28 protein-coding genes and 1 pseudogene are annotated in these 26,898 nt (G+C 56.5%); 19 read left to right on the forward strand and 10 right to left on the reverse strand.

What is annotated here, in order from left to right; all coding sequences use genetic code 11:
- Window positions 1-143: pseudogene (locus tag CU102_RS22175) on the forward strand (homoserine dehydrogenase); the annotation flags it as partial.
- 233 nt (window positions 144-376) lie between these two features.
- Window positions 377-736 (forward strand): hypothetical protein, encoded by a 360-nt coding sequence (locus tag CU102_RS22180; RefSeq protein ID WP_106713280.1) that lies wholly within the window; start codon window positions 377-379, stop codon window positions 734-736.
- Here the strand turns inward: CU102_RS22180 and kynA are convergent.
- Genes kynA through CU102_RS22195 form a run of 3 tightly spaced genes read right to left on the reverse strand, consistent with a single transcriptional unit; the run spans window position 733 to window position 3,578 of the window.
- Window positions 733-1,572, reverse strand: coding sequence for a tryptophan 2,3-dioxygenase (gene kynA, locus CU102_RS22185; protein ID WP_106713281.1), 840 nt, complete (start codon window positions 1,570-1,572; stop codon window positions 733-735). The two genes, CU102_RS22180 and kynA, sit on opposite strands and share 4 nt — an antisense overlap.
- Window positions 1,569-2,816 carry a kynureninase gene (kynU, locus tag CU102_RS22190; protein WP_106713282.1) on the reverse strand — a complete coding sequence of 416 codons (1,248 nt, stop codon included), beginning with the start codon at window positions 2,814-2,816 and terminating at the stop codon, window positions 1,569-1,571. Before kynU ends, kynA begins: the two co-directional genes overlap by 4 nt.
- A gap of 18 nt (window positions 2,817-2,834) precedes the next feature.
- Window positions 2,835-3,578, reverse strand: a complete 744-nt coding sequence (locus tag CU102_RS22195) for a GntR family transcriptional regulator (RefSeq protein WP_166648578.1) — start codon at window positions 3,576-3,578, stop codon at window positions 2,835-2,837.
- A gap of 107 nt (window positions 3,579-3,685) precedes the next feature.
- On the opposite strand from CU102_RS22195, the gene CU102_RS22200 reads away from it, so the two are divergent.
- The 4 genes from CU102_RS22200 (at window position 3,686) to CU102_RS22215 (ending at window position 7,332) form a co-directional block, all read left to right on the forward strand.
- Window positions 3,686-4,660: an ABC transporter substrate-binding protein gene (locus CU102_RS22200; RefSeq protein WP_106713284.1), complete on the forward strand. Its 975-nt coding sequence runs from the start codon at window positions 3,686-3,688 to the stop codon at window positions 4,658-4,660.
- Between the two features lie 110 nt (window positions 4,661-4,770).
- A complete protein-coding gene (locus CU102_RS22205) occupies window positions 4,771-5,553 on the forward strand; it encodes an ABC transporter ATP-binding protein (RefSeq protein WP_106713346.1) in 783 nt (260 codons plus the stop codon).
- Between the two features lie 2 nt (window positions 5,554-5,555).
- Window positions 5,556-6,467 carry an ABC transporter permease gene (locus tag CU102_RS22210; protein WP_106713285.1) on the forward strand — a complete coding sequence of 304 codons (912 nt, stop codon included), beginning with the start codon at window positions 5,556-5,558 and terminating at the stop codon, window positions 6,465-6,467.
- A gap of 28 nt (window positions 6,468-6,495) precedes the next feature.
- Complete coding sequence (locus tag CU102_RS22215) at window positions 6,496-7,332, forward strand: alpha/beta hydrolase (RefSeq protein WP_106713286.1); 837 nt, start codon at window positions 6,496-6,498, stop codon at window positions 7,330-7,332.
- An 84-nt stretch (window positions 7,333-7,416) separates the two neighbouring features.
- Here the strand turns inward: CU102_RS22215 and CU102_RS22220 are convergent, their stop codons facing one another.
- The 3 genes from CU102_RS22220 to CU102_RS22230 form a co-directional block, all read right to left on the reverse strand.
- Window positions 7,417-7,677 carry a helix-turn-helix domain-containing protein gene (locus CU102_RS22220; RefSeq protein WP_106713287.1) on the reverse strand — a complete coding sequence of 87 codons (261 nt, stop codon included), beginning with the start codon at window positions 7,675-7,677 and terminating at the stop codon, window positions 7,417-7,419.
- Between the two features lie 494 nt (window positions 7,678-8,171).
- Window positions 8,172-8,816 (reverse strand): 3-oxoacid CoA-transferase subunit B, encoded by a 645-nt coding sequence (locus CU102_RS22225; RefSeq protein WP_106713288.1) that lies wholly within the window; start codon window positions 8,814-8,816, stop codon window positions 8,172-8,174.
- A 1-nt stretch (window position 8,817) separates the two neighbouring features.
- On the reverse strand, window positions 8,818-9,540 hold the full coding sequence (locus CU102_RS22230) for a CoA transferase subunit A (protein WP_106713289.1): 723 nt from the start codon (window positions 9,538-9,540) through the stop codon (window positions 8,818-8,820).
- 80 nt (window positions 9,541-9,620) lie between these two features.
- Here CU102_RS22230 and CU102_RS22235 point away from each other — a divergent pair, with 80 nt between their 5' ends.
- On the forward strand, window positions 9,621-10,208 hold the full coding sequence (locus tag CU102_RS22235; protein WP_106713290.1) for a PAS and helix-turn-helix domain-containing protein: 588 nt from the start codon (window positions 9,621-9,623) through the stop codon (window positions 10,206-10,208).
- A gap of 5 nt (window positions 10,209-10,213) precedes the next feature.
- Here the strand turns inward: CU102_RS22235 and CU102_RS22240 are convergent, their stop codons facing one another.
- A complete protein-coding gene (locus tag CU102_RS22240) occupies window positions 10,214-10,762 on the reverse strand; it encodes a cupin domain-containing protein (RefSeq protein ID WP_106713347.1) in 549 nt (182 codons plus the stop codon).
- A 145-nt stretch (window positions 10,763-10,907) separates the two neighbouring features.
- On the opposite strand from CU102_RS22240, the gene aptA reads away from it, so the two are divergent.
- Window positions 10,908-12,236, forward strand: coding sequence for an omega-aminotransferase AptA (gene aptA, locus CU102_RS22245; protein WP_106713291.1), 1,329 nt, complete (start codon window positions 10,908-10,910; stop codon window positions 12,234-12,236).
- Here aptA and CU102_RS22250 read toward each other — a convergent pair.
- Entirely contained in the window at window positions 12,233-13,447 is a 1,215-nt protein-coding gene (locus CU102_RS22250; protein ID WP_106713292.1) for an ROK family transcriptional regulator, read from the reverse strand. The genes aptA and CU102_RS22250 overlap by 4 nt on opposite strands.
- A gap of 221 nt (window positions 13,448-13,668) precedes the next feature.
- Between CU102_RS22250 and CU102_RS22255 the strand changes: the two genes are divergently transcribed.
- The 7 genes from CU102_RS22255 to CU102_RS22285 all read left to right on the forward strand — a co-directional run bounded on the left by CU102_RS22255 (window position 13,669) and on the right by CU102_RS22285 (window position 20,942).
- Window positions 13,669-14,907, forward strand: a complete 1,239-nt coding sequence (locus CU102_RS22255; RefSeq protein ID WP_106713293.1) for an extracellular solute-binding protein — start codon at window positions 13,669-13,671, stop codon at window positions 14,905-14,907.
- An 89-nt stretch (window positions 14,908-14,996) separates the two neighbouring features.
- Window positions 14,997-15,878: a carbohydrate ABC transporter permease gene (locus CU102_RS22260; protein WP_106713294.1), complete on the forward strand. Its 882-nt coding sequence runs from the start codon at window positions 14,997-14,999 to the stop codon at window positions 15,876-15,878.
- Window positions 15,878-16,723 carry a carbohydrate ABC transporter permease gene (locus CU102_RS22265; protein WP_106713295.1) on the forward strand — a complete coding sequence of 282 codons (846 nt, stop codon included), beginning with the start codon at window positions 15,878-15,880 and terminating at the stop codon, window positions 16,721-16,723. The genes CU102_RS22260 and CU102_RS22265 overlap by 1 nt, the downstream gene beginning before the upstream one ends.
- Window positions 16,720-17,742 (forward strand): SIS domain-containing protein, encoded by a 1,023-nt coding sequence (locus tag CU102_RS22270; protein ID WP_106713296.1) that lies wholly within the window; start codon window positions 16,720-16,722, stop codon window positions 17,740-17,742. The genes CU102_RS22265 and CU102_RS22270 overlap by 4 nt, the downstream gene beginning before the upstream one ends.
- A 5-nt stretch (window positions 17,743-17,747) precedes the next feature.
- A complete protein-coding gene (locus tag CU102_RS22275) occupies window positions 17,748-18,683 on the forward strand; it encodes a carbohydrate kinase family protein (protein WP_106713297.1) in 936 nt (311 codons plus the stop codon).
- Window positions 18,680-19,756: an ABC transporter ATP-binding protein gene (locus CU102_RS22280; protein ID WP_106713298.1), complete on the forward strand. Its 1,077-nt coding sequence runs from the start codon at window positions 18,680-18,682 to the stop codon at window positions 19,754-19,756. The genes CU102_RS22275 and CU102_RS22280 overlap by 4 nt, the downstream gene beginning before the upstream one ends.
- A gap of 91 nt (window positions 19,757-19,847) precedes the next feature.
- Window positions 19,848-20,942: a nucleotidyltransferase family protein gene (locus CU102_RS22285; RefSeq protein WP_106713299.1), complete on the forward strand. Its 1,095-nt coding sequence runs from the start codon at window positions 19,848-19,850 to the stop codon at window positions 20,940-20,942.
- Window positions 20,943-20,952: 10 nt separating this feature from the next.
- Here CU102_RS22285 and CU102_RS22290 read toward each other — a convergent pair whose 3' ends face one another.
- Window positions 20,953-21,327: a YbaN family protein gene (locus CU102_RS22290; RefSeq protein ID WP_106713348.1), complete on the reverse strand. Its 375-nt coding sequence runs from the start codon at window positions 21,325-21,327 to the stop codon at window positions 20,953-20,955.
- A gap of 1,318 nt (window positions 21,328-22,645) precedes the next feature.
- Between CU102_RS22290 and CU102_RS22300 the strand changes: the two genes are divergently transcribed.
- The 3 genes from CU102_RS22300 to CU102_RS30125 all read left to right on the forward strand — a co-directional run bounded on the left by CU102_RS22300 (window position 22,646) and on the right by CU102_RS30125 (window position 23,634).
- Window positions 22,646-22,837, forward strand: a complete 192-nt coding sequence (locus CU102_RS22300) for a hypothetical protein (protein WP_106713301.1) — start codon at window positions 22,646-22,648, stop codon at window positions 22,835-22,837.
- Between the two features lie 97 nt (window positions 22,838-22,934).
- Window positions 22,935-23,243 (forward strand): hypothetical protein, encoded by a 309-nt coding sequence (locus CU102_RS22305; protein WP_106713302.1) that lies wholly within the window; start codon window positions 22,935-22,937, stop codon window positions 23,241-23,243.
- Window positions 23,244-23,400: 157 nt separating this feature from the next.
- Window positions 23,401-23,634: a hypothetical protein gene (locus CU102_RS30125; protein ID WP_208113898.1), complete on the forward strand. Its 234-nt coding sequence runs from the start codon at window positions 23,401-23,403 to the stop codon at window positions 23,632-23,634.
- Between the two features lie 641 nt (window positions 23,635-24,275).
- Here CU102_RS30125 and CU102_RS31160 read toward each other — a convergent pair.
- On the reverse strand, window positions 24,276-24,437 hold the full coding sequence (locus tag CU102_RS31160; protein ID WP_425351590.1) for a hypothetical protein: 162 nt from the start codon (window positions 24,435-24,437) through the stop codon (window positions 24,276-24,278).
- A gap of 557 nt (window positions 24,438-24,994) precedes the next feature.
- Here CU102_RS31160 and CU102_RS22315 point away from each other — a divergent pair.
- The gene (locus CU102_RS22315) at window positions 24,995-26,740 is read left to right on the forward strand and encodes a calcium-binding protein (protein ID WP_106713303.1); all 1,746 of its coding nucleotides are present in this window, start codon (window positions 24,995-24,997) and stop codon (window positions 26,738-26,740) included.
- Window positions 26,741-26,898: the final 158 nt, after the last annotated feature.

Below are 26,898 nucleotides of genomic sequence, written 5' to 3' on the forward strand. Positions count from 1 at the left end.
CCTGTGGCCTTTTGCAGGGCGGCAGCGTCACCGCCCCGATCAAGAAGGGCGAACTGATCACCAGCGCCAATGCCGCCCCCGCGCAAGGCTCGAAGATCGTCGAACTCAGGGCTCGCCAGGACAAGCTCGTCTACGGGCTGTAGGAAACGAAATCGGATATCGGGAATTAGCCGCCTGGCCATGCGAGAACAGTCGTTTATTTCGCGCGCGAAACGAGCTTGATTTGTGTCGTGATAACAACTTGTTAGAGAAACGCCAGGTACTCCACTGAACGCAAATTTATCTGTGCAAAACTATCTGCTCCTTGAAAAAGACTGGTTCGCCATCAATATTAATAAATGGTTAACGACCGAGTCTTTGATGACGGGAGCATGGTGTGCCAGCCTATCAAGTCAAGTTCGCTTATCTGACAAAGTATAAACAGACACGTCATCTGTTCCATCAGCTTGTTATTGCCGAAGACGAGGCAAGTGCGCTGGCACGCGGCAGGACGATGATGAGCAAACGTTCGCCCAACGCCCGTATCGTGCACGAATCCTGTGTACTGCGACCAGACAGTTCCGAGGTCGAAAGTGCGACGGCGCAAGGATGGACACTCAACGACAATTGGTGGTCCCGTCCTATCAAACCGGATGATGATCTCGCTGCCATCGCCAAGCATGGCTTTGCGCACAGTAACCACATCCATGCCAAATCTGCCATGGATTGCGTTGCAATCGACAAACGAGCGGCTTAAAGATCCGTCCTTACGTTCCACAATTCAGGAAACAGTACGACGTCAAGCATCTTGCGCAGATAATTGACGCCTGATGTTCCGCCGGTACCAGTCTTGAAACCGATAATGCGCTCCACCGTCGTGACATGGTTGAAACGCCAGCGGCGGAAATAGTCTTCAAAGTCCACCAGTTTTTCCGCCAGTTCGTAAAGAGGCCAGTGTGCTTCTGGATTGCGGTAGATTGTCAACCATGCATCACGTACGCTGTCATTGGCGTGATAGGGCAGCGCGCAGTTGCGGTCGGTTACGGATTTGTCGATGGCAAAACCCTTGCGGACCAAAAGCCGGATCGACTGGTCGTAAATGCTGGGCGCCTGCAGGATTTCCTTGAGCCATGCGTGAATAGCCGGCCTGTGTTCGTGTGGGCGCATCATTGCCGCATTCTTGTTGCCGGCAAGAAATTCGATCGCTCGATATTGGAATGACTGGAAACCCGACGACATGCCGAGCGCTTCGCGAAATGTTGTGTATTCGCTTGGCGTCATTGTCCTCAAGACATCCCATGCTGAATTCAACTGGTCGAGGATGCGCGAAACGCGCGCCAGCATTTTGAAGGACGGGGCCAGATCATCCCTTGCAATGTGATCGCAGACCGATGTGAGCTCGTGGATGACCAGCCGCATCCAGATTTCCGATGCCTGATGCTGTACGATGAAAAGCATCTCGTCATGAGCAGCCGAAAGGGGAGATTGTGCGGTCAGAATCTTGTCCAGATGCAGATAATCCCCATAGGACATATGATCGTCGAACGACATCTGCGCGCCTTCAGCTTCCGGATCATAGGGTGTACGTGTCATGTGACGGCTCCCCTCACTTGAAATTCGGGTGCGTCCCAGGCGCGCGTCTCAAGGATATCCCTGAGTATCGCCGCCGCCTGTTTCACCTCTGCAAATTTCAGGTAGAGCGGCGTCATGCCGAAGCGAATAATGTCCGGTGCACGGAAATCACCGACGACGCCGCGGGCAATCAAGGCTTGCATGATGGCGTAGCCATTATCGCAGGAATAGGACACCTGACTGCCGCGCCGGTCCGCATCGCGGGGTGTCACCAGCTTCAATCCGAATTCATCGGCAAAGCTGTCGACTTCCTGAATGAATAGATCGCACAGGGTTACAGATTTTGCCCGCACCGCCGTCATGTCGACATCGTCCCAAAGCGACATCGCCTCATCCATGGCCACCATGGCGAGCACTGGAGGAGTTCCGCAGAGGTACTGCTCGATGTTGCTTGACGGTGCGTAGGACGGGTCAAAGTCGAACGGAGCGCGGTGCCCGAACCAGCCCGAAAGTGGCTGGCGGAACCCACCCATATGGCGCGGATTAACATAAAGAAACGCCGGTGCACCCGGGCCGCCGTTCAGGTATTTGTAACCGCAGCCAATGGCGAAATCGGCGCCTGCGCCCGTGAGGTCGACGGGCATGGCACCGGCCGTATGGCACAGATCCCAGATGACCAGGATGCCCTTGTCATGCGCCATCTTGGTGAGCGCTGCCATGTCGTGGCGGTAGCCGTTTCGATAATTGACATGGGTTAGCATCAGTACCGCCGCATCTTCATCCAGCATGTCCGGAATATCTGACGGCGCGTCAGACAGGACCAGGCGATGGCCCTTGCCGATCTGCTTTGCAACGCCCTGCGCAATGTAAAGATCGGTTGGGAAGTTATCCCGTTCGGAAATGATCTTGCTGCGGCCCGGATTGAGATCGAGCGCGGCGGACAGGACCTTGAACAGATTGATTGAGGTACTGTCTGCGGTAACAACAGACCCATCTCCTGCGCCAATCAAGTTGGCGATCTTCCGACCGACCCGCTGGGGAAGATGCACCCAGTCGGCAGTGTTCCAGCTGCGTATCAGTTGTTCACCCCACTCCTCGCTGATTGTCTTCGCCACCCGCTGCCGGACCGTTTTCGGCAAGGCACCAAGGGAATTCCCGTCAAGGTAGAGCACGCCATCAGGCAGGTCGAACCTGTCGCGGTAACTGCGCAATGGATCGGTGAAGTCCGCTTGCTCGGCGTCGATCTTGGTTATGGTGCTGTGCATTTGTTTCCTCTTTTCAGATCAGGCAGCCGCGTCGAATCCCGATATGCCGCCGGCCTTGGCGAGCTTCAGAAAAGCCTCCTTCGCAAGGCGCACATGATCCACCATCAGGGCTTCCGCCTTTATCTTGTCGCGATCGAGCGCCGCTTGCATGAGTGCGGTATGTGCATCGATCCCCAACGCCTCCCTTGACAACACGCCGAGTACGTGGCCGCCCTTTTGTTCAGCGGCGCGATTTAGGTGATCGATACGCAGGATGATGTGGCGGCGATAGCGCTGCAACTGCGCATTGATCTGCTGCGCGAAATTCATCAGCCAGATCGAGGAAGCGCCAGCGATCAACGCAAAGTGAAACTCCGTGTGCGCGGCGTCCCAAAGGTCTATCGCTTCCGACTGGGAAAATGAGTTGGGTACCTGACACTTGGACAAGCGATAATGCGCACCGACCAGATTGACTTCCCAATTACCGTCACCCTTTTCAATGGAGCGCACGAGAAGTTGGGTTTCTATAGCCGAGCGCGCCGATTCAAGATCTTCAAGCTCTTCAAGTGTTACGGTCGCGACCCGAAAGCCCTTGTTGGCTTCGGTTGTAACAAAGTTTTCAGCGTGCAGGCGGTTTAAGGCTTCCCGCACAGGAGTTGCACTGCTGCCAAGCTCCTGGGCGAGCGCGCGCAAGCGCAGCGATTGGCCCGGTCGCAACCCTCCGTTGAGAATGCGGGATCGCAGCGCCGCATAAAGGCTTTCAGATTTTACGCTCTCGGCCATCGTTTCCCCTTCGGCCTTGTGGCATTTAGTATTGTATATCATTTCACGCTTGTTATATTATTTTCAAGCCTCTGGAGGCGGGACAATCAAAAAAGGGAGAAATATCGATGATCGGCGCAAAGCATATGGTGCGCACAGCGCTCGCCGCGGCACTTGGAATAGGCCTCGGCCTCGGAACAGCCTTTGCTGAAACGAAGATCGGCGTTGCTCAATTTGGCAAGCACCCGCAGCTGGACGAAACAGTCGCTGCTTTCAAGGCGGAGCTTGCAAAGCTTGGCGTCGCTGATGCCGTCTACGACGAGCTGCAGGTCAATTTTGACGCGACGCTTATCCCGCAGATGGTCACCAAGCTCGTTTCCGGGAGTCCGAAGCTTATCCTTGCTGTGACGACACCGGTCGCTCAGGGCGCCCGGCAGATCGTTGGCAACTCCGGCACGCCGGTTGTATTTGCGGCTGTGACCGACCCGGTTGCGGCCAAACTGACACCTTCCTGGGAAGCCGGCGATACCGGCATGACCGGCGCGTCCGACCTGCAGGACGTCGGCTCGGTGGTAAAATTCATCAGGAAGCTGCTGCCGGACGCAAAACGGCTCGCCTATCTCTATAATCCCGGCGAAGACAATGACGTTGCAGTGCTGAAGCTGATCAAGGAGGCTACTGCCGCCGAAGGAATGGAGCTGGTGGAGGTCGGTATCGATAACACAAATGATATTCCGATCCGTGTCAGCTCGCTCGCCGGCAAGGCGGATGTGATCTATGTGCCGGGTTCGAATCTGGTTCAGCCAGCTGTTCCTGCTGTTGCTGCCGCGGCCTTCAACGTCAATATCCCGATTGTCAATGCCTCCGCCCAGGCCGTCCGTGATGGTCTCGTCGCCGCTGCTTTCGAGGTTTCCTACACGAAGGTCGGCCAGAATGCTGCCAAGCTCGCTTCCGAGATCATTGCAGGCAAGTCTCCGGCAAGCCTTGCCCCGATCAAGCCGACTTACGAGGATCACACGGCACTGATCAACGAGGCTGTTCTGGCGAAAACTGGTCAGAAAGTCCCCGATAGCCTCAAAGATTGCGAGTGTTTCGTCAAATAAGCCTTCTACTTTTGTCTACAAGCATATAGTTCCTGCGCCAGCGAAGGCGCAGGAACTTTTGTTACGGGGCTCATTGCTCTGGTTTACGAGGCTTATACATGACGACAGATATGCTAGCCGTAACTGGCGGCACCAAGATTTTCTATCGCGGCACGCAGGATGAGCGCCGGGCGCTTGACGGTCTTGATATCGCACTGAAGCCGGCAGATTTCTGCATCGTTATCGGTAGCAATGGTGCGGGCAAGTCGAGTTTTCTCAATGCGGTGTCCGGCAAGCTGCCGCTGGATTCCGGCCGCATCTCCATCGATGGCCAGGATGTCACAAAACTCAACGCCCATCGTCGCGCGCAGTTCATTGCCCGGGTGTTCCAGGATCCGATGATCGGCACGGCGCCGACGATGACCATCGGCGAAAACATGCTACTGGCGGAACTGCGCGGCAAACGACGCGGTTTTTCCTATGGCCTCACCGCCGCACGCCGCGCCAGATACAGCGACCAGCTTGCCGAACTCAACCTCGGCCTTGAAAAGCGGCTGGATATGGCGGTTGGACTCCTCTCCGGCGGCCAGCGCCAGTCGCTGTCACTCGTCATGGCCGTATCGACGCAGCCAAAGCTCATGCTGCTCGACGAGCATACGGCAGCCCTTGATCCCCGAACGGCAAAGCTTGTCATGGATACAACCGTCCGGGCTGTGGAAGAACTGCAGCTGACAACGCTGATGGTCACCCACAACATGGAGCACGCAATCAAATACGGCAACAAAATCGTCATGATGGATGCAGGCAAGGTTCTGGTCGAAATCGGTCAGGAGGAAAAACGGGGGATCACCGTGTCCGACCTGATTGACCGCTTCCATACCAAATCTGATGCCATAGCACTGCAGGGGAGTTGATCATGGACGTTTTCAGCAGTTTCTACGGTCTGATCCCGGTCACAATTGCACAGAGCCTGATCGTCTCCTTCGTCGTTCTTGGCGTCATGTTGCCATTTCGCATCCTGAACTTTCCCGATCTGACATCGGAAGGGGCATTTCCGCTCGGAGGATGCGTGTGCGGTACGCTGATCACCGCTGGAATTAATCCCTTCCTGGCTTGTGCTGTTGCATTGGTTTGCGGCTTTGCAGCCGGATGCACTACGGCCTTCATCCACCTGCGTTTCAAGATCAATACTCTGCTCGCAGGCATTCTCGTCATGACGATGCTATACAGCATCAATCTGCGCATTATGGGCCGCACCAATATTCCTCTGTTCACCTATGACGCAGTGTTCACTATCCTGGCCGGAGCCTCCGCCAATTTTCCTTCCGTCAAGATTCTGATCGTCGGGCTGCTTATCGCCCTGGTCGTGGCCGGGATGCTCTATTTCTTCATGTCGGAAAAAGGCACGTCCATGCGGGCTGTCGGTGCAAGCCCGGATATGGCGGAAGCGCAGGGGATCAATGTCGGCACAGCCACGATTATCGGCGTTGGCGCCGCCAGCGCACTGTCGGCGACCGGCGGCAGTATCATGGTGCAAACGCAGGGCTTCGCTGACGTCAACATGGGGTTTGGTATCCTGATCAATGGCCTTGCTGCACTGATCATCGGCGAGGCCATCACTGGTCGCCAGACAATTCTGCGGCAGGTCCTTGCCCCAGTTGTTGGCTCGCTGGTCTATTACCAGCTGATCTCGTTCTGTCTTACGCTTGGCCTCGCCCCCGCTGATTTGAAATTTGCAACAGGGGCGTTCGTGCTGCTGATGCTTGCCCTGCCAAATCTGCGCAAATCCGGTGGCGGGGTTCAAATACGGGAAAAAGTCAGGGAGTAGATTGGAGCGGCTGCACGGGGAGAGAGTCATGAACAATGCTGACGCTACGGACTGGGACGACGCCTACTCGAATTTTGCCTACATTCCGGGCGGTCATGAATATCCGGCCAGGTGGCTCGCGCTCGCTGCGCAATTCCGCGAGGAGATGAACGACAAAGGTCTTCTGAAACCGGATCTGAGTTACGGCCCGCATAGACGCAACCGGCTCGATCTGTTCATGCCCCTGGAAGAATTGAACGGTCTCGTTGTCTTTGTCCACGGTGGCTATTGGATGGAAGATTTCGACAAATCTGCCTGGTCGCATCTGGCGAAGGGTGCGCTCGCCCATCGTTACGCAGTTGCCGTGCCATCCTATGCGCTTTGCCCGGAAGTGCGCGTCAGCGATATCACGGTCCAGGTTGGCCTGGCGATCACTCGAGCGGCAAGCGAAATAGCGGGTCCCGTCCATCTAACGGGACATTCTGCGGGCGGACATCTGGTCGCTCGCATGGTGACGTCGACATCGCCTTTGGCGCAAGCTGTCCGGCAGCGCATCCGCAAGACTGTGCCGATCTCCCCTCTTGTCGATCTGCGACCGCTGATGAGAACCGAGATGAATAAAACACTGCAGCTCGATGCAGTCGAAGCGCGACTGGAGAGCCCTGCTCTTCTGGAGCCACAGGAAGGCGTCGAGGTGACAGCCTGGGTTGGCGCCGCCGAGCGACCGGAATTCGTGCGGCAGAACTCTCTGCTTGCAAATATCTGGTCGGGTTTTGATTGTCGTATCGATGCGGTCAAGGAACTCGGCAAGCATCATGCGAACATTATTGAGGGGCTGATGGAACCTGATCATCCGCTGACACGGAGGCTGTTGTGCCTGCAATGAGAAACTCCGGACAAACAAAAAGCTGCCAGCGCTGGGATTTCGCACTGGCAGCTTTTTGAATACCGATTTATTAATTTATTGATTTCAGGCGCTTAGGCGCTTCGACTCTTCAATTGTCATTGCATTGCTCGGAAGACCGAGCGCATGAGCAATACGTTCCAGTTTGCCAGGATCTGAATTCTGACCGCTTTCGATTGTTTCGATTTCAAGGCTGGTCAGACCACATGCAACGGCCAGATCCTCGACGGAATATCCGAATTGTTCGCGAAATGCCCTTACAATATTTGTACCATTGGCTAGCGCCGTGGAAATTGCTTCTGGCAATGAATAGTCGCTGTTGTTCATCGCTTTGCTCCTAACGTGAAAGGTTTGGTTAACAAATCGGAAGGCCGAACTTATACGTCCATCGCGCACGATCAAGCCTTTTATGACGCTTCACAAAAAACGTGAACGGAAAACCCGTTATGCACCTGCCATATTGTGGTGCCAGATTTCATTAGAGTGTCGACGTTGCGGATTGTTAACGCGACCAATTACTGAAGAATATCAGTGGATTGTTACGCTACTGTGTCACTGGTAACAGGCTATATATAGGAGCGAAGCCAAAAAAATGAAACATCACTCCAGGAATTATTTTACCACCTTTTTTCTGGTAATTGTAACATTTGCTTCGATACTTTCCGGCTGCGCGCGGGTTTATTATGGCAGTTTCCGCTATGATGCTGCTTGTGTGGACTCCGATCCTCGTTACCCGGGCGAGAGTCCGGTCTGTGTCATCAAAAAGACGCGATAGGGGACCGGCGACGCGCTGATGTCGCCAGTTCCGATGTTTATTCCAGCTACTGGACCGCGATATCGAAAGCCGCCAGCGTTTTTGCCTTGATTTCATCGACCGTGACGCCTGGCGCGATCTCGATCAGCGTCATCTTCGGATCGCCGCGGCGCTCGATTGCAAAGACACCGAGGTCAGTGATTACCAGATCGGTGACCCGCTGCCCGGTCAATGGTAACGTGCATTGCTCCAGGAGCTTTGCTTCGCCCTTGGCCTCGTGTTCCATGACAACGACAACCTTCTTTACGCCGGCAACCAGGTCCATCGCACCGCCCATGCCCTTGACCATCTTGCCTGGCACCATCCAGTTGGCAAGGTCGCCGTTGCGCGCCACCTGCATCGCGCCCAGGATCGACAAGTCGATATGGCCGCCGCGGATCATCCCAAAACTGTCGGCGCCGGAGAAATAGCTTGTCGTTGGAAGCTCGGTAATGGTCTGCTTGCCGGCATTGATGAGATCGGCGTCTTCCTCGCCCTCGTAAGGGAAAGGTCCCATGCCTAGCATGCCATTTTCGCTCTGCAGCTGCACGCTCATGCCGGTGGGAATATAGTTGGCAACCAATGTCGGAATTCCAATGCCGAGATTGACATAGAAACCGTCCTGCAGCTCCTGCGCGGCCCGTTCGGCCATCTGATCACGTGTCCAGGCCATCTCAGTTCACCTCACTTGCAGCGATGATGCGCGGACGAGTGGTCCGCTGTTCGATATGTTTGGTTGGATTGGGAACGTGTACGATCCGCTTGACGAAAATGCCCGGTGTATGGACCTGATCGGGATCGATATTGCCTGCATCCACCAGATGCTCGACTTCAGCCACTGTGATCCTGGCAGCTGTTGCCATGATCGGGTTAAAGTTGCGTGCTGTCTTGCGGTACACAAGATTGCCTTCAGTATCGCCCTTGAAGGCATGAACGATGGAAAGATCGGCGAACAGGCCGCGCTCCATTACGTAGGATTCGCCATCGAACTCGCGAACATCTTTGCCATCAGCAATGATCGTTCCGACACCCGTCTTGGTGTAGAAGGCCGGGACGCCTGCTCCACCCGCACGGATGCGCTCTGCCAGCGTGCCCTGCGGGTTGAACTCCAATTCGAGCTCGCCGGAGAGATATTGCTGGGCGAACAGCTTGTTCTCGCCGACATAGGACGAAACCATCTTGCGGATTTGACGTGTCTCAAGCAGGACACCAAGGCCGATGCCATCGACACCCGCATTGTTGGAAATCACGGTCAGGTCTTTTACGCCGGAATCGCGGATTGCGTAGATCAGCGCCTCGGGAATGCCGCAGAGACCGAAACCGCCAGCCATGATGGTCATGCCATCGAACAGCAGGCCGTCCAGCGCCGCACTTACCTTTGAATGAACTTTTCTCAAGGAAAACCTCCCATTTCTCCATCCTCTGCGTTCAACGGTATGGCTTGTCAGAGGCGCACAGGTAGTCGTATTAATACTGCATGAAAGCACCGGAGTTTTCTAAGCCCGACATCGAAAGTTCTGGAAGCGTAAAACGCTTCCAATTGAGCGATCTGCCGGTGCCCATGGTCTATGCCACGCATCGTATCATACGCGATTGCAATTCAGAATTCGCGGAAGAGTTCGGATACGAGCGCGAAGAATTGATCGATCAGAGTTTCAGCCGACTTTATCCGAAGATACGGGACTTCGTTCGCACCGGCGAAATGTGGCGAACGAATTTCGCCGGTGGCAAGGTATATTATGACGAACGTGTCATGCGCCGCCGTGACGGTTCAGGTTTCTGGTGCCGCGTGCGCGGTCGAAGCCGCAATCAGGCAGATCCGTTTGCCGAAGCGCTCTATTGTTTCGAGCCGATGAACCGTGTGGTCGCTGTCAATGCCAGTCTCATTTCCGACCGGCAGAAACAGGTGCTGACGCTGGTCTCTCAGGGAAAGACCAATGCACAGATCGCAGAGGAGATAGGCCTGTCGAAGCGAACCATCGAAGCGCATCGAGCCCGCCTGATGCGCGCCTACGGCTTGCGCAATAGTGCTGAGCTGATCTCCTGGTTCTCGTCACTGCGATAGTACATTCAGAATGTCGGCGGCGTGCAGGCGCTGACCACCTCACACGGGTTCGGGCCGATACACCGAAAGCGATGCGGTCGCCGGCTCTCGAAATAATAGGCATCGCCCGGCCCGAGAATGCGCCGTTCATCGTCGACAGTCACCTCGATCCGGCCGCTGATCACAACGCCGCCCTCCTCCCCCTCATGGACCAGAGGGATCTTGCCAGTATCCCCGCCGGGTTCGTAGCGTTCCTTCAGGATTTGCAGCGCCCGGCCGAACAGGTTCTCACCGATCTGTCGGTAAGAGATATTGCCCTTGCCGATCTCGACCAGTTCGCGCGCCTCATAGAAAACCTTCTGCCGTCTATCGGGTTCCAGTGCGAAGAACTCCGCAAGCCCGATGGGAATGCCATCGAGAATGCGTTTCAATGCCCCAACCGAAGGGTTTGTCTGATTAGACTCAATCAGTGAAATTGTGGAGTTTGTCACACCCGCGCGCTTGGCAAGTTCACGCTGGGACAATCCGTGGCGCTCGCGTAGAAAGCGCAGGCGTCCGCCAAGGTCGATGCTCAAGACGCGCGCTCCACATGTTTCATGTGTTTCATATACGGCAACTTTCCGTTTGGATATCAATAATATCAATAGCTTGAATGTATGCAGAAAAGGACTTGTTGGTCAATGCAAAGCATGGCTGTTTGATTGAAAAGAGGAGCTTCCCATGCTGATGTCCAACACCCCATCGCTCGAAAATTACTGGATGCCGTTTACCGCCAACCGGCAGTTCAAGACCGCCCCGCGCCTGCTCGCTGCTGCCAAGGGCATGTATTACACCGATGTCGATGGTGGCCAGGTGCTCGACGGCACCGCCGGTCTCTGGTGCGTCAATGCCGGTCATGGCCGCGAGAAGATCGCTGACGCAGTGGCGCGGCAGCTGATGACCATGGATTATGCGCCATCGTTTCAGATGGGGCATCCGATGGTTTTCGACTTTGCCGAGAAACTGGCGGCGCGAGCGCCTGGTGGCAAGCAGTCCGGACTGACGAAGGTGTTCTTCACCGGCTCCGGATCCGAGTCGGTCGATACCGCTTTGAAGATCGCCATCGCCTATCAGCGTTCCATCGGCCAGGGCACCCGCACGCGTGTCATCGGCCGTGAGAGGGGTTACCATGGCGTCGGCTTTGGCGGCATCTCGGTTGGCGGCCTTGTCAACAACCGCCGTGCCTTCCCGCTTCTTCCCGGCGTCGATCATCTGCGTCATACGCACGATCCAGTGCGCAATTCGTTCGTCAAAGGGCTGCCAGAGTATGGCGCTGATCTGGCCGATGATCTCGAACGTCTGGTTGCGCTACACGGAGCCGAAACGATCGCTGCGGTGATTGTTGAACCGGTTGCCGGTTCGACGGGCGTACTCCTGCCGCCAAAAGGTTATCTCGAACGTCTCCGTACCATCAGCAAGAAGCATGGCATCCTGTTGATTTTTGACGAGGTCATTACCGGTTTCGGCCGCCTCGGAACGCCGTTTGCCGTCGATTACTTTGGCGTCGTCCCGGATCTTGTGACAACGGCAAAGGGGCTCACCAACGGTGCGTTGCCGATGGGCGCTGTCTTCGCCAGTGAAACCATCTACGACGCGTTGATGAACGGACCGGAGAGTCAGATAGAGCTCTTCCATGGCTACACCTACTCGGGTCACCCTGCCGCTTGCGCTGCTGGTCTGGCGACATTGGAGATCTATGAGGAAGAAGGGCTGCTGACCCGTGCTGGCGAGCTTGCAGATCACTGGCAGGATGCGATGCACAGCCTGAAGGGTCTTGCCAACATTATAGATATTCGCACGATCGGCCTCGTTGCGGGTATCGAGCTGTCTTCACGTCCTGATGCTGTGGGCGCCCGCGGATACGATATCTTCGTCGATTGCTTCAAAAGGGGCCTGCTGGTCCGTGTTACCGGCGATACTATCGCTCTTTCGCCGCCGTTGATCGTGGAAAAGGATCAGATCGACATGTTGGTTTCCATGCTTGGTGATGCCATTAAGCGAGCAGCCTAGGCGGTCTTCAGGATTGCCGAAAAGCGCGGATCGAAGGTCCGCGCGATCGGTTCCGCCGCGGCGCCCAAAGCAACTGACCAGGGGTCGGCCAGACCCGCCTGAAGCCTTGCTTCCGGGTATCGGCTTGCCCGGTCGGCGATTGACGGGAGCAACGGTTGTATCTCCGCAACCAGCCGGTCTATCAAAGTGCGTGGGGCTCCGCCGCACAGGATGATCGTTTGTGGATCAAATATCGATTCCAGCGCCTGTACCGTCCGTCGCAGCCGCTGGGCGACATTGCCGATCCATTCGTCCAGTTTCGGACCACCGTGCATCAGGGCGTCTGTGACCTGCCCGAAGAGCTCGGGCTCAGATGGATCGAGATTAAGTAATTTGCATAGTGCCGCCATGGAGGCGTAATGCTCCAGGGGTTCGACGTCGAGACCGTCACCCGGCACAAGAGCGAGAATCATACCGATCTCGCCGGCATTGGAATGCGCGCCGCCATAGAGTTCGCCGTTGAGGATCAAGCCCGTCCCGAGTCCGTAGCCGAAGTAGATGCAGATTGCGTGGTCGAGCCCATGTGCTGCGCCAAGCAAGCGTTCGGCAGTCGCTGCGGCCGCCGCGTCGTTCTGCAACGCAACTTCGAGCCCCGTTCCTTCGGCGATCCTGTCTATGAGCGGGAAGTTCTGCCACGCCGTCATCATCCAGGGGTCGTCGTAGAGCGTATTGATGCCAAATGGTCCCGGCATGGCAACTCCGAGACCGACAAGCCGCTTTTCTGCCTCTGGTGCCTGTGCCGCCAGCGCTTTGCGCGCCTTCCTGATCAGGTCGAGAATAACCACAACGCCTTGCGTTGGTCCTCCGGGTGGCAGTTTCGCCTCCATCTGAATCAGCACGTCGCCGACCAGATTGACGATGACCGTGCGCGTTACGTGCCGGTCAATCTGCAGACCGATTGCAAAGGCGCCTTCCGCCACCAACTGATAGGGCGTGGCTGGCTGCCCCCGCCCCCTTCGGACGCTTGCCTGGGAGCGGACCAGTCCGTCCAGCGCGAGTTCTTCGATGATGTTCGAGACCGCTTGAGGCGTGAGGCCGGTTGCGCGAGCAAGGTCGGCGCGAGATAGCGCACCATTGACGCGCAGCGCATCGATCATGATGCGGCGGTTGTGTGCGCTTGCGCCGCCCAGATTGGTTCCACTTTTGGCCCGTATCGATCTTCTTCTGTCCATCTACGACCCCTCTTGACTCCAGAAGAATATTCATCAACAAATAAGTCAAGTGAATTGATTTAATAAGAGACCACAAGAGTCTTTAGGGGAACGTGAGTGCTGGCTGAGCGTGATTGCGTCACGGGCCGGTCCTTGTTGAAGCTCTCGGACTGAAACGACAAACCGGTCTCTGCCCATGATGGTCAGCACCGCAAACTGCCAAGGCGAAATAGGAGGTAACAATGTTGAAATCCATGCAGACAGCGCTTCTCTGCGCCACACTTCTCGGAGCGGCGCTCGCTTCGCCCGCCCACGCCGAAACCAGGATCAATGCGCTGTTCATGGCGCAGGCTGCCTACAGCGAGGCGGATGTTCGTGCGATGACGGATGCCTTCACCAAGGCCAATCCCGACGTGACCGTCAATCTGGAGTTCGTTCCATATGAAGGCCTGCACGACAAGACGGTACTTGCTCAAGGGTCGGGCGGCGGGTATGACGTCGTCCTCTTTGACGTGATCTGGCCAGCCGAATATGCAACCAACAAGGTCCTTGTGGATGTAACCGACAAGATTACACCCGAGATGACGTCCGGTGTACTTCCCGGCGCTTGGACCACGGTCGAATATGATGGCAAACGCTATGGCATGCCGTGGATCCTCGATACGAAGTATTTGTTCTACAACAAGGAAATCCTGGAGAAGGCCGGCATCAAGGCCCCGCCGAAGACGTGGGCCGAACTTGCCGAACAGGCCAAGACCATCAAGGACAAGGGTTTGCTCGCAACGCCGATCGCCTGGAGCTGGTCGCAGGCCGAAGCGGCAATTTGCGATTACACGACCCTGGTAAGCGCCTATGGTGGCAGTTTCATCAAAGACGGCAAGCCGGTTTTCCAGACCGGCGGCGGTCTCGATGCGTTGAACTACATGGTCGACAGCTACAAATCTGGCCTGACAAATCCGAATTCCAAGGAATTCCTGGAGGAAGACGTTCGCCGAATCTTCCAGAATGGCGAAGCTGCCTTCGCCCTGAACTGGACCTACATGTACAACATGGCCAATGACCCGAAAGACAGCAAGGTTGCTGGCAAGGTGGGTGTCGTCCCCGCTCCGGGTGTCGATGGCAAGAGCACGGTTTCTGCTGTGAACGGCTCGATGGGACTTGGCGTTACATCTACCAGCAAGCATCCGGATGAAGCCTGGAAATACATCACCTTCATGACTTCGCAGGCAACGCAGAATGAATATGCCAAGCTCAGCCTGCCAATATGGGCAACTTCCTATGACGACCCGGCGGTGTCCAAGGGGCAGGAGGAACTGATTGCCGCCGCCAAGGTTGGACTTGCAGCCATGTATCCGCGCCCGACCACCCCGAAATATCAGGAGTTGTCGACAGCATTGCAACAGGCTGTGCAGGAGTCGCTGCTTGGGCAAGCCAAGCCCGAGGATGCTCTAAAGACAGCTGCTGAAAACAGCGGCCTGTGATGCAAACATGCAGGCGGTCGGCCTCGTCTTCCGCCTGTATTTTTCTCAATGATTGATATTGTGGAATTGATCGTAGCGAGCACCTTTTCATGACGAGTAACTGGCTTACGACACGCGCATGGTTCTTGATGCTGCCGCTTCTGATCGTCATGATCGCGATCATCGGATGGCCACTCGTCGATACTGTGCGCCTGTCGTTCACCGATGCCAGGCTTGTGGGCACTGAAGGCAGCTTTGTCGGTTTCGACAACTATGTGAAGATCTTGTCCGGGACCAACTTCCAGCGAACGCTCGTCACCACCTTCTGGTTTGCCGTGTTGTCTGTGGCGCTAGAGATGGTCATCGGTGTTCTGGCTGCGCTACTTCTTAATCAACAATTCTACGGACGCTCCGTCTTGCGCGCCCTCATGATCCTGCCGTGGGCCCTGCCGACGGTGGTCAATGCCACACTGTGGCGGCTGATCTACAACCCGGAATATGGCGCACTGAACGCAATGCTGATGCAGTTCGGCATGATCGAGGGCTATCGCTCCTGGCTGGGTGAACCCGGCACGGCATTGGCCTCGTTGATCATTGCCGATTGCTGGAAGAATTTCCCGCTCGTCGCGCTGATTGCATTGGCCGCCTTGCAGGCGGTTCCTCGCGATATCACCGCTGCGTCCATGGTCGACGGTGCCGGTGCCTGGTCGCGCTTCCGATTCGTCATCATGCCCTATCTCGCCGGGCCCTTGATGGTGGCGCTGGTCCTGCGCACTATCGAGGCATTCAAGGTCTTCGACATCATCTGGGTCATGACGCGCGGCGGTCCGGCCAACAGCACACGCACATTGTCGATCCTCGTCTACCAGGAGGCGTTTTCCTTCCAGCGAGCAGGTTCCGGGGCGTCCCTTGCGCTGATTGTCACCCTGCTGGTGACGGTACTGGCCGTAGCTTATGCCGCCTTGATCCGCAAAAGCGCGGGAGCGTCATAATGGAACGCCGCAGCCTCACCGCAACGATTTTGGTACATTTGGCAGCGCTGGTTCTTCTCGTCGTGATCCTCGCGCCTGTCGTGTGGCTCTTCGTCATGAGCATTTCCTCAACGCCGGATCTTATCGCCAAGCCCTTGCACTGGTGGCCCGATACGGTCGACCTGTCTCGCTACGGTGTCCTGCTTTCTTCGGTGGCGAACAGCGCCGGCGAAGCCTTCGTCGCCTCGCTGTTCAACAGCATCAAGGTTGCCGGCATGGCGACTGTGGTGGCGCTAATCGTAGCCGTCCCCTCCGCTTGGGCCGTATCGCGCACACCTTCGGTTGGCTGGTCGCTCTACGCAGTTATCGCCACTTACATGCTGCCACCGGTTGCGCTGGCGGTACCGCTCTACATGACGCTTGCCTGGGCAGGCCTCCTCAACAATGTTTTTGGTCTGGCCTTGGTCTATCTTACAATCCTCGCGCCGTTCACCACATGGCTGATAAAATCGGGCTTCGATTCGATCCCGCGCGAGATTGAAAGCGCCGCGACGTTGGACGGTGCGCGCCTCGACCAGATCCTGCGGCTCATTACGCTGCCGCTCGCCGCACCCGTCATGGCGACTGCCGCACTGTTCGCGTTCCTGCTTGCCTGGGACGAATTCTTCTATGCCCTGTTGTTCACTTCGGACCAGCGGGCCAAAACCTTGACCGTGGCGATCGCCGATCTCGCTGGCGGACGCGTCTCGGATTACGGACTGATTGCCACAGCGGGTGTGCTTGCCGCCCTACCCCCGCTACTCGTCGGTCTCTTCATGCAGCGCGCCCTGATCGCGGGCCTGACAAGCGGCGGCGTCAAAGGATGAGCATGTCTTCGCAAATGAACAAACCTATCGGTCTTATCGCCATCGAGAAAGAAATGGCGCGGCAGAATGCCGATGCGATTTCCTCGTTCGAGGCGGCTACTTCACTTGCCGTGACCATTGCCCAATCCCTGCGTATGACCGGGCGTCTGCTGCTGCTCGGCATGGGTGGTTCGCACGCGGTTGGCCGTGCGGTCGAACCGCTGTATCGCAGCCTTGGTATCGATGCCGTGGCACTGCCGCTGTCGGAACAACTCGGTCAACCGATATCATTAGTCGGCAAAACAATTCTTGTGACTTCGCAGTCGGGTGAAAGCGCCGAAATCCTGCGCTGGTTTGCGGAGGTTGGCGTGCGGGCCGATACCTTTGGCCTGACGCTCGAAGGCGGGTCCACCCTTGCCCGCACTGTCCCTTCACTGGTCGGTGCCGGCGGAACCGAAAATGCCTTCGCGGCAACGCGCAGTCTTACTGTCAGTTTTGCCCTGCATCTCGCCGTTCTCAGTGCGCTTGGCGAGGATCCGGCTGAAGCGCTCACTATCTTGCATTCGGAGAGCAAGCCGAATGTCGATGCTGCAGTCGCCGCATTGTCGGTCGTATCGGCTGTCGTAACCTCCGGTCGCCTCATGCAGGGTGTCGCGGAGGCGATTGCGCTCGGCCTCACCGAACTTTCACGCATCCCGTGCTTCTCGCTCGAAGGTGGACAATTGCGTCACGGACCGATGGAAATGCTCGGACCCAAGGTCGGTGTTGTCCTGTTCCGCGCCAAGGATGCAACGTCGGAATTGGTCGCCCGGATAGCGGCCTCGGCTCTGGAAGCGGGATCGTCGGTTGTGGTGTTCGATGCATCCGGGGAAGCGCCGCTCAAAGGTACCGCTACGATCGATGTTGGTGTAGCGAGTGGCATAGCGGCCGTTTTTGCGCTCCTGCCCGCCGCCCAGCACTTCATGCTCGGTTTTGCCGGCGCGCGCGTTGCCGATCTCGGCACGCCTGTGCGCTCGACCAAGATCACGCGGGACGAGTGAGAGCGATGCAGCCACTCGCCGTCATCGGAAACGTCAATGTCGATTTGATCCTCGGCCCGGCCGATCCATGGCCGACGCCCGGAACCGAGATCATGGTGGACTACGACGAATTGCGCGTCGGCGGTTCGGCCGGCAATGCCGCGCTGACCTGGGACGGCCTTGGGTTCGATTTCCAGATCGCCGCCAACCTTGGCAATGACCAGTTCGGCGAATGGCTACGGCAGGGTTTCGGCAAGCATTCGGCGCGCTGGCCGGTCGCACCCATGGGCACGACACTCTCGGTCGGCATTACCCATCCGAATGGCGAGCGTACTTTCTTTACGACGCGCGGTCACATCGCGGCGTTGTCCTGGCTCGACGTCATCACGTCGCTCGACACCGAGCGGCTAAAGGGCGGCACCGCCATCCTTTGCGGCTCGTTCCTGACCGATGCTCTGGTTGTGCAATATGATAAGTTGTTCGATTGGGCCGATGCCAATGATATCCGCATCGCGCTTGATACCGGCTGGCCGATCGACGGCTGGACCGAGACCAACCGCATCAAAGCACGCGGGTGGCTGGCACGCTGCCACATCGCCCTGTTTAATGAGGTCGAGACGACGCGCCTCGCCAACAGCGCCGAGCCTGCCGAAGCCGCGCACAGGCTCAAGGCATTGATGCCGAGGGATGCCATCGTTGTCGTTAAGCGGGGTCCCGATGGGGCGTTGGCAGTCGGCTCCGATGACAGTCTTGTGTCGGTAAATGCTCCCCTGGTACAGGTTGCCGATACGATCGGTGCCGGTGACGTGTTCAACGCCGCCTTCCTCGCCGCGCTGGCAAACGACCAAACGCTCGGGACAAGCCTTGCAGCTGGTGTTCGCGTTGCGTCCAAAGCCATCTCCACAATTCCGCGCCGCTACGATGGCGAGGATACGCAAACACCACCGGAGGAAGCTCTATGAGTGCGCTTGAGCTTATCAATGTTCGCAAGCGTTATGGCACCGTGGAAACGCTGAAGGGCATCGATCTGTCGCTTTCCAGTGGCGAATTCCTCGTCTTGCTCGGTCCCTCCGGCTGCGGCAAGTCCACGCTCCTCAACATCATCGCCGGTCTCGCCGAGGCAACCGAAGGTGACGTTCGTATCGGCGACCGTTCAGTGACCGGTGTCCATCCGAAAGACCGTGATATCGCCATGGTGTTCCAATCCTATGCGCTTTATCCGAACATGTCCGTGGCGCGAAACATCGGCTTCGGCCTTGAAATGCGCAATGTTCCGGCAGCGAAACGAACGGAAGCGGTCCAGAAAACCGCCAGAATGCTGCAAATCGAAAATCTCCTGACGCGCAAACCATCCGAGCTTTCCGGTGGCCAGCGCCAGCGCGTCGCGATCGGCCGGGCGCTTGTTCGCGATCCGCAGATCTTTCTTTTTGACGAGCCCCTTTCCAATCTCGATGCAAAACTGCGCATGGAGACACGCACGGAACTGAAACGCCTGCACCAGATACTCGGCACCACGATCGTCTATGTGACGCATGATCAAATAGAAGCGATGACATTGGCCACTCGCATTGCTGTTATGCGCGATGGCCATATTGAACAGCTTGCTGCGCCAGACGAAATCTATAATCGTCCCGCAACCCGCTACGTGGCGAGTTTCGTTGGCTCGCCGCCAATGAACATGCTGAATGCGACGGTCATCGATGGTGTCGCCCGAATAGACGGATCGCTCGACGGCGTCCCCCTCCCCCCGGAGCTGCGGAAGCGCGCGGTGGGAGCGCGCAGTGTTATTGTGGGTATTCGTCCGGAAAATTTGTCATTGGCGCCAACAGACGACAGCGGCTTTAACATTGAGGCGAAGGTTGAGGTCGTTGAACTGACCGGACCGGAGTTGGTTGTTACATCGACGATCGGGAGCCAGCGCCTGACGGCGAGCTTGCCGCCGAAATCGAAGGTGACGGTTGGGGCGTCTCAACGCTTCGGCATTGATGCAAGTGCCCTGCATGTATTCGACAAGGCGACGGAGAAGAGAATTTAGGGCCTTTGCTATTACCATTTCTGTGAAAGTGGTAATAGATTTTGGCTCCGACCTGTGTTATTACCACTTCCGCATCATTGGTAATAACGACATGCAGCGCATCGATACCACCTACCAGGTTCTTTATTCCGAGCTTGCCCAGCGCACGCTCGACGCTTCGTTCACGAGTGATTTTCCCATAGACGGCCGTTTCATAACCATGGAAAGCCGTGGCAGGCGATATTGGTATTTCGACACGGCAAAAGAGGGCGGCGGAAAAAACCGTCGATATGTCGGTCCCGTCGACGACGAGGACATCACGCGAAGGGTCGAGAATTTCAAAGACCTGAAATCAGATGCGCGTGCCCGGCGCAAGATCGTGTCCACACTCGTACGCGAGGCATATCTCCCTCGCCCGGAAGCACTTGTCGGCGAAATTGTGCAGACATTGGCGACAGCCGGCTTCTTTCGCCTGCGCGGGGTCCTCGTCGGGACTGTCGCTTTTCAATGCTATCCAGCGCTCCTTGGAGTGCGTCTGCCGAATATCGCCCTGCAGACAGCAGATGCCGACTTTGCGCAGTTCCATTCTATTTCAGTTGCCGTTGGAGACGCCCTGCCCCCGGTGTTGGACCTGTTGCGCAAAGTCGATCCAACATTCCGGGAGGTGCCGCATCAAGCCGACAGCCGCAAATCGACGAAGTTCACAAATCGCTCCGGATACGCAGTAGAGTTTCTCACACCAAACCTCGGATCAGTGGACAACGGCAATCGCCCGGCACCGATGCCAGCCCTCGGCGGTGCTTCGGCTCAACCGCTAAGATTTCTGGACTTCTTGATTCATCAGCCGGTCCGCGCAGTCATGCTCCACGCGGCAGGTATTCCGGTCCTTGTCCCCACTCCAGAGAGATACGCCATTCACAAACTCATAGTGGGATCACGGCGCAGAATTGATGCGGATGGCACGGGCAAGAGCCGGAAGGATCGGTTGCAATCCAGAACATTGATGGAAGCAATGCTGGGGTCCCGGCAAGGCGACGCATTGGCCGATGCATATATGGAAGCATGGGACAGGGGAAACGCCTGGAAGGAGGCGATCACGGAGAGCATGCGCTCCTACGAAGAATCCACGCGGGTTTTATTGCGGGTTCAGTTGGCAGAAGCGGTCGCAAGTTTGGGTGCGAAGCCAAAAGACTACGGGCTGTCCTAGAGCAAAGTGCCTAGGTCATCAGGCTCGGACGGGTCAGGACGTAAGCAGCACAAGCAATGAAAAACAGCGCAACAACCACGCTGAGCAATGGCGTTGGCCGGGCGATGTAGAAAAATGTCCCGTAGCCGAACGCCATACCGCTGCAGGCAATCCATTTTACGCGCCTTGGCACCGCGCCATGTCTGCGCCATTGCGCCAGCGTTGGGCCGAAAACCGGATGCTCCAGCAACCATTTTTCAAAGCGGGGCGACGAGCGACCAAAGCACCAGGCAGCGAGGATGAGGAAGATCGTCGTTGGCATGATTGGTAGCATTACGCCGACAAAGCCGAGTGCCACCATCACCCAGCCAAGCACGAAATAAACTGTCCGCTTTGTTCCGTTCATGCCAGCATTCCTCATGGCGACGCGAGACGGGTTTACATGGTTGAGTGTAAAATGTCAGCCCGCGATCTGTAGGTGACGGTGACAAGGAAACGCCCGGCTTGAAAGAATCCAACCCGGGCGTTTAGGAAGTCGTTAGTTCATTCGGGCATGTGCAGGATTATTCGGCCTTCAGGCGGGTGTTGCAGGCGCTCCAATACTGTGGCCAGGTCATGCCGCGCGTTTTATTGATTGCCTTTGCCTGCTGCCATTGTTCACCGCACTCGCTGATACGCGCGCGGAATGCGATCTGACCCGGCGAAAGCGGCTTGCCGGAAACGCCAGTTCAGAGCATTGCCCGAAGCAATCGCCTGGAAGGCGCACGTCGCTTGCGGCTGAAAAGGTTTGGAGTTTAGAAATTCGGCATCCGAATGGCGCGTAGGAATAACCATTGTCAGCGATCGTGGCATTGCGCGGGTAGCATGGCTTGTTGATCTTTTGATTGCAAGCGCGTACGCAGCACCACGCTACGTGTTCGGCTCCCTGGGCATTTGTACATCGACTGGTCTTCCCAAGCAGGTTTTTCCGCTAGCGATTTCCACCGTTATAATGAACGTGGATATAGAGAAGGATCGACTGCGTAATGCGTTGATAAATCGTTAGTTACTCGCTCAAACGGAAATCAACAGCGCCTTAATTTCCATTGCGTGGACTCTGTCGGAAAATTCATTGGAGGCTAATGCGGTCTTTGTTGCCAGCTATACTGGACTTGTTGATCTGTCAACGATGTCACGTCTGTGGAAGATCGTCAACGTTCCATACGCGAATTATGCAGTATTGCAATGGCCCTGCCCCCTGCCCTGTTCGTTCCTGTGGGAAGCTCTAATCCGGCATGCCTGTACCGACTACCATGGGCCCGCTTCAGCCAGGATAAACATGTTACGTTCCTAACGAAAAGCGTACAACCATCTGCTAAAGCCGTGCATGAGTCCTCGATAATGGAACAGAAACGCGACGCAGAACGGTGGCGTTTCACGCGCAAGGTATCTGATCTGAACACACTCACCATGAAAGTTCTCAGCTGAGAACTTTCGGTTCTGAAACGGTGGGCCGGGATAATCAAGCATCACCGGCAGGAGTGCTCGTTAATGGCGGGTCGAGAGATTATCAATGCGACGCAGAATACGGCATTTTTACACGCGAATAATAAGATCGGTTAATAGTGCCCGCTATGGAAGTTCTCAGCTGAGAACTCTGTGGGCTCATGCAAACGTTCGCGGCTGTCGGAACGACTGCGAGTTCTCAGCGGAGAACTTTGGTTCCGCCATAGTGAAGCGGGCCGATGTCTGCGAATCAGGCCAGTCCGCAAATCTACGAAGAAGAACCCTCCCAAATCCACTCGCTGGAGAGCATGGCATGTTCGGGTTGGCCAGCGATCCAGCTGCATGACCGGTTTGCGGATTTGACGGCGGGGGTCGTGGCGGCGAGGGAACCGGGTATTTCCGCCCCGGCGGCCAGCGGGAGTGGGCTCTGACCAAATTTCCTCGCCCATTCTCGCGCTCAGTTTTGGCGATGGCGCCCTTGAAAGCCGGCATGTCTTCAACCATGCCAATGCTTGATCGAAAGCAGAAATGCAGCCAGACAGCTTCGTCGAACGTTTCGGCCGGAAAGCAATGCCAAACAGTAAAGAGATGAACGGTGTCGTCATCCCTGACCATCTCCATTGCGCTTCAGTTAAGGTAACAGCGCCCTTCGGCGAGAAGAGTGCTACTCTGCTCATTTACCTGCTGCCAAAGCAGGGGAGGGGAGTTCTCCGTTCGGTCGATGCCGATGGCGGCCCGGAAGCCAAACTGGCGCATATACAAGCTGGTGGAGGCGACATGACGAGCTTGCGTCGGGAGGGTCTTGCGGCACTTTCGATAGGCTGGATTGTGGAATAGCTGACCGCCAGTACTATGCCTACGCAGATTGATCGCATAGAAATGCAGCGCAATCACTACTTTTTCCAGCCGTGACCTCAATCAGGACGTCGACTGTGCCACGGGGCCGCCAACAAACGCCGAGTGTCCATCACTGATAGCGGCAGCGCATGTCCTGATGAGCATTGAGGAATACAGTCGCCTTATGTGCAGCGTCAAAAAGACAGCGGACTTCCGCGATGTGCCCGGCATCGCCGACGTTGAACTCGAGAGTTCTGAACTTCGAACGCTCGTTAATCTCCCCTGGATGCACATCCCCAATACCAATGTGGTCTCCGAGCCGCGCAGTACAGTGGCTATGTGGGCCCGTGATGCGTTGCAGCACGTAGACGAAAAACTCCGGGCCCGGTGACGAACTTATTGTTGAGTGTCCTCATCTGGCGAGATTAACTGGATCAGGGCAAAGCAGCGCGCCCTCAGTCTGTTTGTAGATGCTACTGAAAGGTTCGTCCGGACGCCTTGGGTGTCAGAGACACGAATTAAGGATGCGTCCACCTCTGGTAGCGAAATTCAATGTCATTACGGTAGCGAGCCGAAATTCCTTGATGCTTGACCGAGGACGTTTCCCCGGCGTGAGGACCCGTGGGTGTTTTTGTGTATCGCCCGAATTGTTTCGCGATGTCGCGAAACGTCGGGTCCGGGCTGGCACTGGCAACACCTGCAGCATTTATCAGCCGAACTCTGGGTGTGGCGGGTTGAGGGCTTGTCGGTCCTGGATCCGCCGGGTCTACGCGCCTGTCGAGAAATCGACCGACCAATTTTTTTGTGCCTACGGTTGAGAACATGCGCCATTTCCTGCATTGGACACTCCGGCCGTATACCCTGTACGATTGGTGATCACGTCGCCATTGGTCAAAGATCGGAGAGACGGCTGCGTTCTCGTGCCCATGACGCCTTGTCAAGTACGTCAGGCGCCCGTGGCTTGCTTGATCGGATAGGAGGCCGAGCAGTGTGGGGTTGATGTATTGCTTCTCGCGGCCCGACTTGAATCTCTCAGTAGCTCTTCAGCACATTCAGACAAATGGAGGCGGTTTGCCGCTTGGCAATCCCGCCGTACGCAAGGGACCCGAGTTGGCAAAACGGAATGACGAAGATGAGTTCCGCAAGTTTGCGGGAATAGGATTTCGGCGGTTGCGCGAGCGTGCCGTCCTGCACCAACCAGTTCGCGAAAGGGGGAGCTGATCAGGAATCCCTGGGGAATGAGTTGGCCTGAAAAGCGAAGTTCTGCCAGCATTCGATATGTCGATGAAATTGCGTTAAAACGACATATTCGAGGAAGCACGTGCCGGATGTGCGTAGTCATGGATAAACGGTCGTTTGAAAATGCCGATAATAGGAGAAGCGGGCTTCTCCACAGGCGACAGAACGCCCGAAATACAAGGAAATCGGGCGTTTGGGCGCCGCGGGAAGCGCATTGCATGTTGTGGTGGAGTTCGACTGTATCAACCTGTATGGCCGTGCCCAGCTTGTTGCATTTAGAGTCCGAAGAGATGAAGCGAAGCGGCACTTAGGTGCAATTTGGCAAAAAATATTAACGTAAACAATATGTTAAGTCCAAGTGCTTTGCAAAGCAGAAAATTCAAATCGAGTAAGTGGGGCAGATTTCGGGTGTGGCAACCGCGACATACATGCTACCTTAAACAATCAACACACATGGCATCGCAATTCCCCATCGACATAAAATCCAGGTTTTGGCCAAAGGAGAATGAGCAATGGTCGCTTTGCCGAAGAATTCCCCGTCGACAGATTTTTACTTGCTGGACCCCAATCCGATTGATGATCGTTGGTGGGAAGCACACATACGGCATTCATCCGTTCTTACTGCGACAGATAAGGTCACCTTGGCTACAGTTATCGACGGCACCGAGGGGGATGATGATCTGGTTGGCACTGCGGACGAGGACACCATCAACGGCCTTGGTGGCGATGACTTCCTGGATGGTGGTGCGGGGTCCGATAGTCTTTATGGCGGTGATGGAGACGACTGGCTCACGGGCGGCCGCAACAATGACGAGGATCGCGATCTGCTCGACGGCGGCGATGGCGACGATACCCTCATCGCCGGTTATGGCATGCTGCAGGGCGGTGCCGGCAACGACACCCTGATCAGCGGACAGACGGCCCTGACCGGCGGGTATCTCCCAAGCAATAGCCAGGGCAGCGACCTGTCGGGAGACGATGGCAACGACCTCCTGATCGGAACCGCCGTCAATGACGTGCTCGTCGGCGGGACAGGTGATGACATTCTGCTTGGCGGTATCGGATATGACAAACTGGAAGGGGGGGCTGGCGCCGACGTACTGGACGGCGGAATAGGCGATAATGATCGCGCCATCTACGAGAATTCGTCGGCGGGTGTGCGGGTCGATCTGGCTGCCGGCTTTGGCAAAGGGGGTGAAGCCGAGGGCGACATTCTCCGCAACATCGAGCGGGTGCTTGGCAGCGAACTCGATGACACACTGATCGGCAACGACAAAGGTGTGGTTCTGGATGGTGGCCACGGCAACGACGCCATAAGAGGCGGAGCTGGCGATGATGGCCTCTACGGCTCTTACGGCGACGATGTCCTTGAAGCCGGGGCGGGTGACGATCATCTGGATCCGGGTGTAGGAAGTGACCAGATCGACGGCGGAGGCGGCAGCGATACGATCCGGCTTCTGGGATTCTACACTTTGCCTGGGGATGAGACACTCCAACATGGAGGCGTGACGGTCGACCTTGCAGCGGGCACCGTCTTGCGCGGCGATTTCCTGGAAGACACGATCAGCAACATCGAGAACGTCGATGCAACGGAGTATGCTGATACGCTGATCGGCGATGCCAACGACAATACGTTCTGGGGCGGAGAAGGTGGCGATTACATAAAGGGCGGCGCGGGAATGGATACGGTTCTATACTCCGGCGACTCCTATAATGAGCGAGGCGTAGTGGTCAATCTCAATAGCGGCCTCACACAAGGGGCTGATGCGACGGGTGATAAACTCATCGGCATCGAGAACGCGATCGGAAGCCCTTTTGATGGCGACGCTCTGGTGGGCACCGACGGTGTCAATCATCTCTCGGGCAATCGCGGCTCTGACAAGCTGGCGGGGCTTGCCGGAGATGACACTCTGGAAGATCGCGATGGTGGCGACGAGCTTTACGGTGGCGATGGGGCCGATACCTTTGTCTTCGCGTACAGTAACGAAAGCTTCAGTTCAATTCGGGATTTTGATACGGCCGGGGGCGACAAGATCGATCTCAGCGGCTTTTACGGAGATTATGCCAATGCTGAGCCACTTGACCTGACATTCATTGGCTATCGAAATCTCACTGGCAAGGCCGGAGAGGTGGGCCTTGTTCTCGAGAACGACATGACCCGAGTGCTCATCGATGAAAATGGCGACGGAGCGGCGGATTTCCGCGTTGCCCTGTATGGTGTCGCTTCTCCCCTTGACGAGGGTGATTTTATCTTCTGACAATTGCCTCACACTTTGAGGAAGACCTTGGTTAACTGCAGCGCGACAAAGGAGCTTTTCGCGTTTCAAATCAAATGGACGGTCTGTCCTCCACTGTTGTTGGCACAGGAGTTTTCTGCATTCTGACATCGCAAGCAAATCGGCATCTAAGTGCTCAC

Source organism: Phyllobacterium brassicacearum (assembly GCF_003010955.1).
Taxonomy (GTDB): Bacteria; Pseudomonadota; Alphaproteobacteria; order Rhizobiales; family Rhizobiaceae; genus Phyllobacterium; species Phyllobacterium brassicacearum.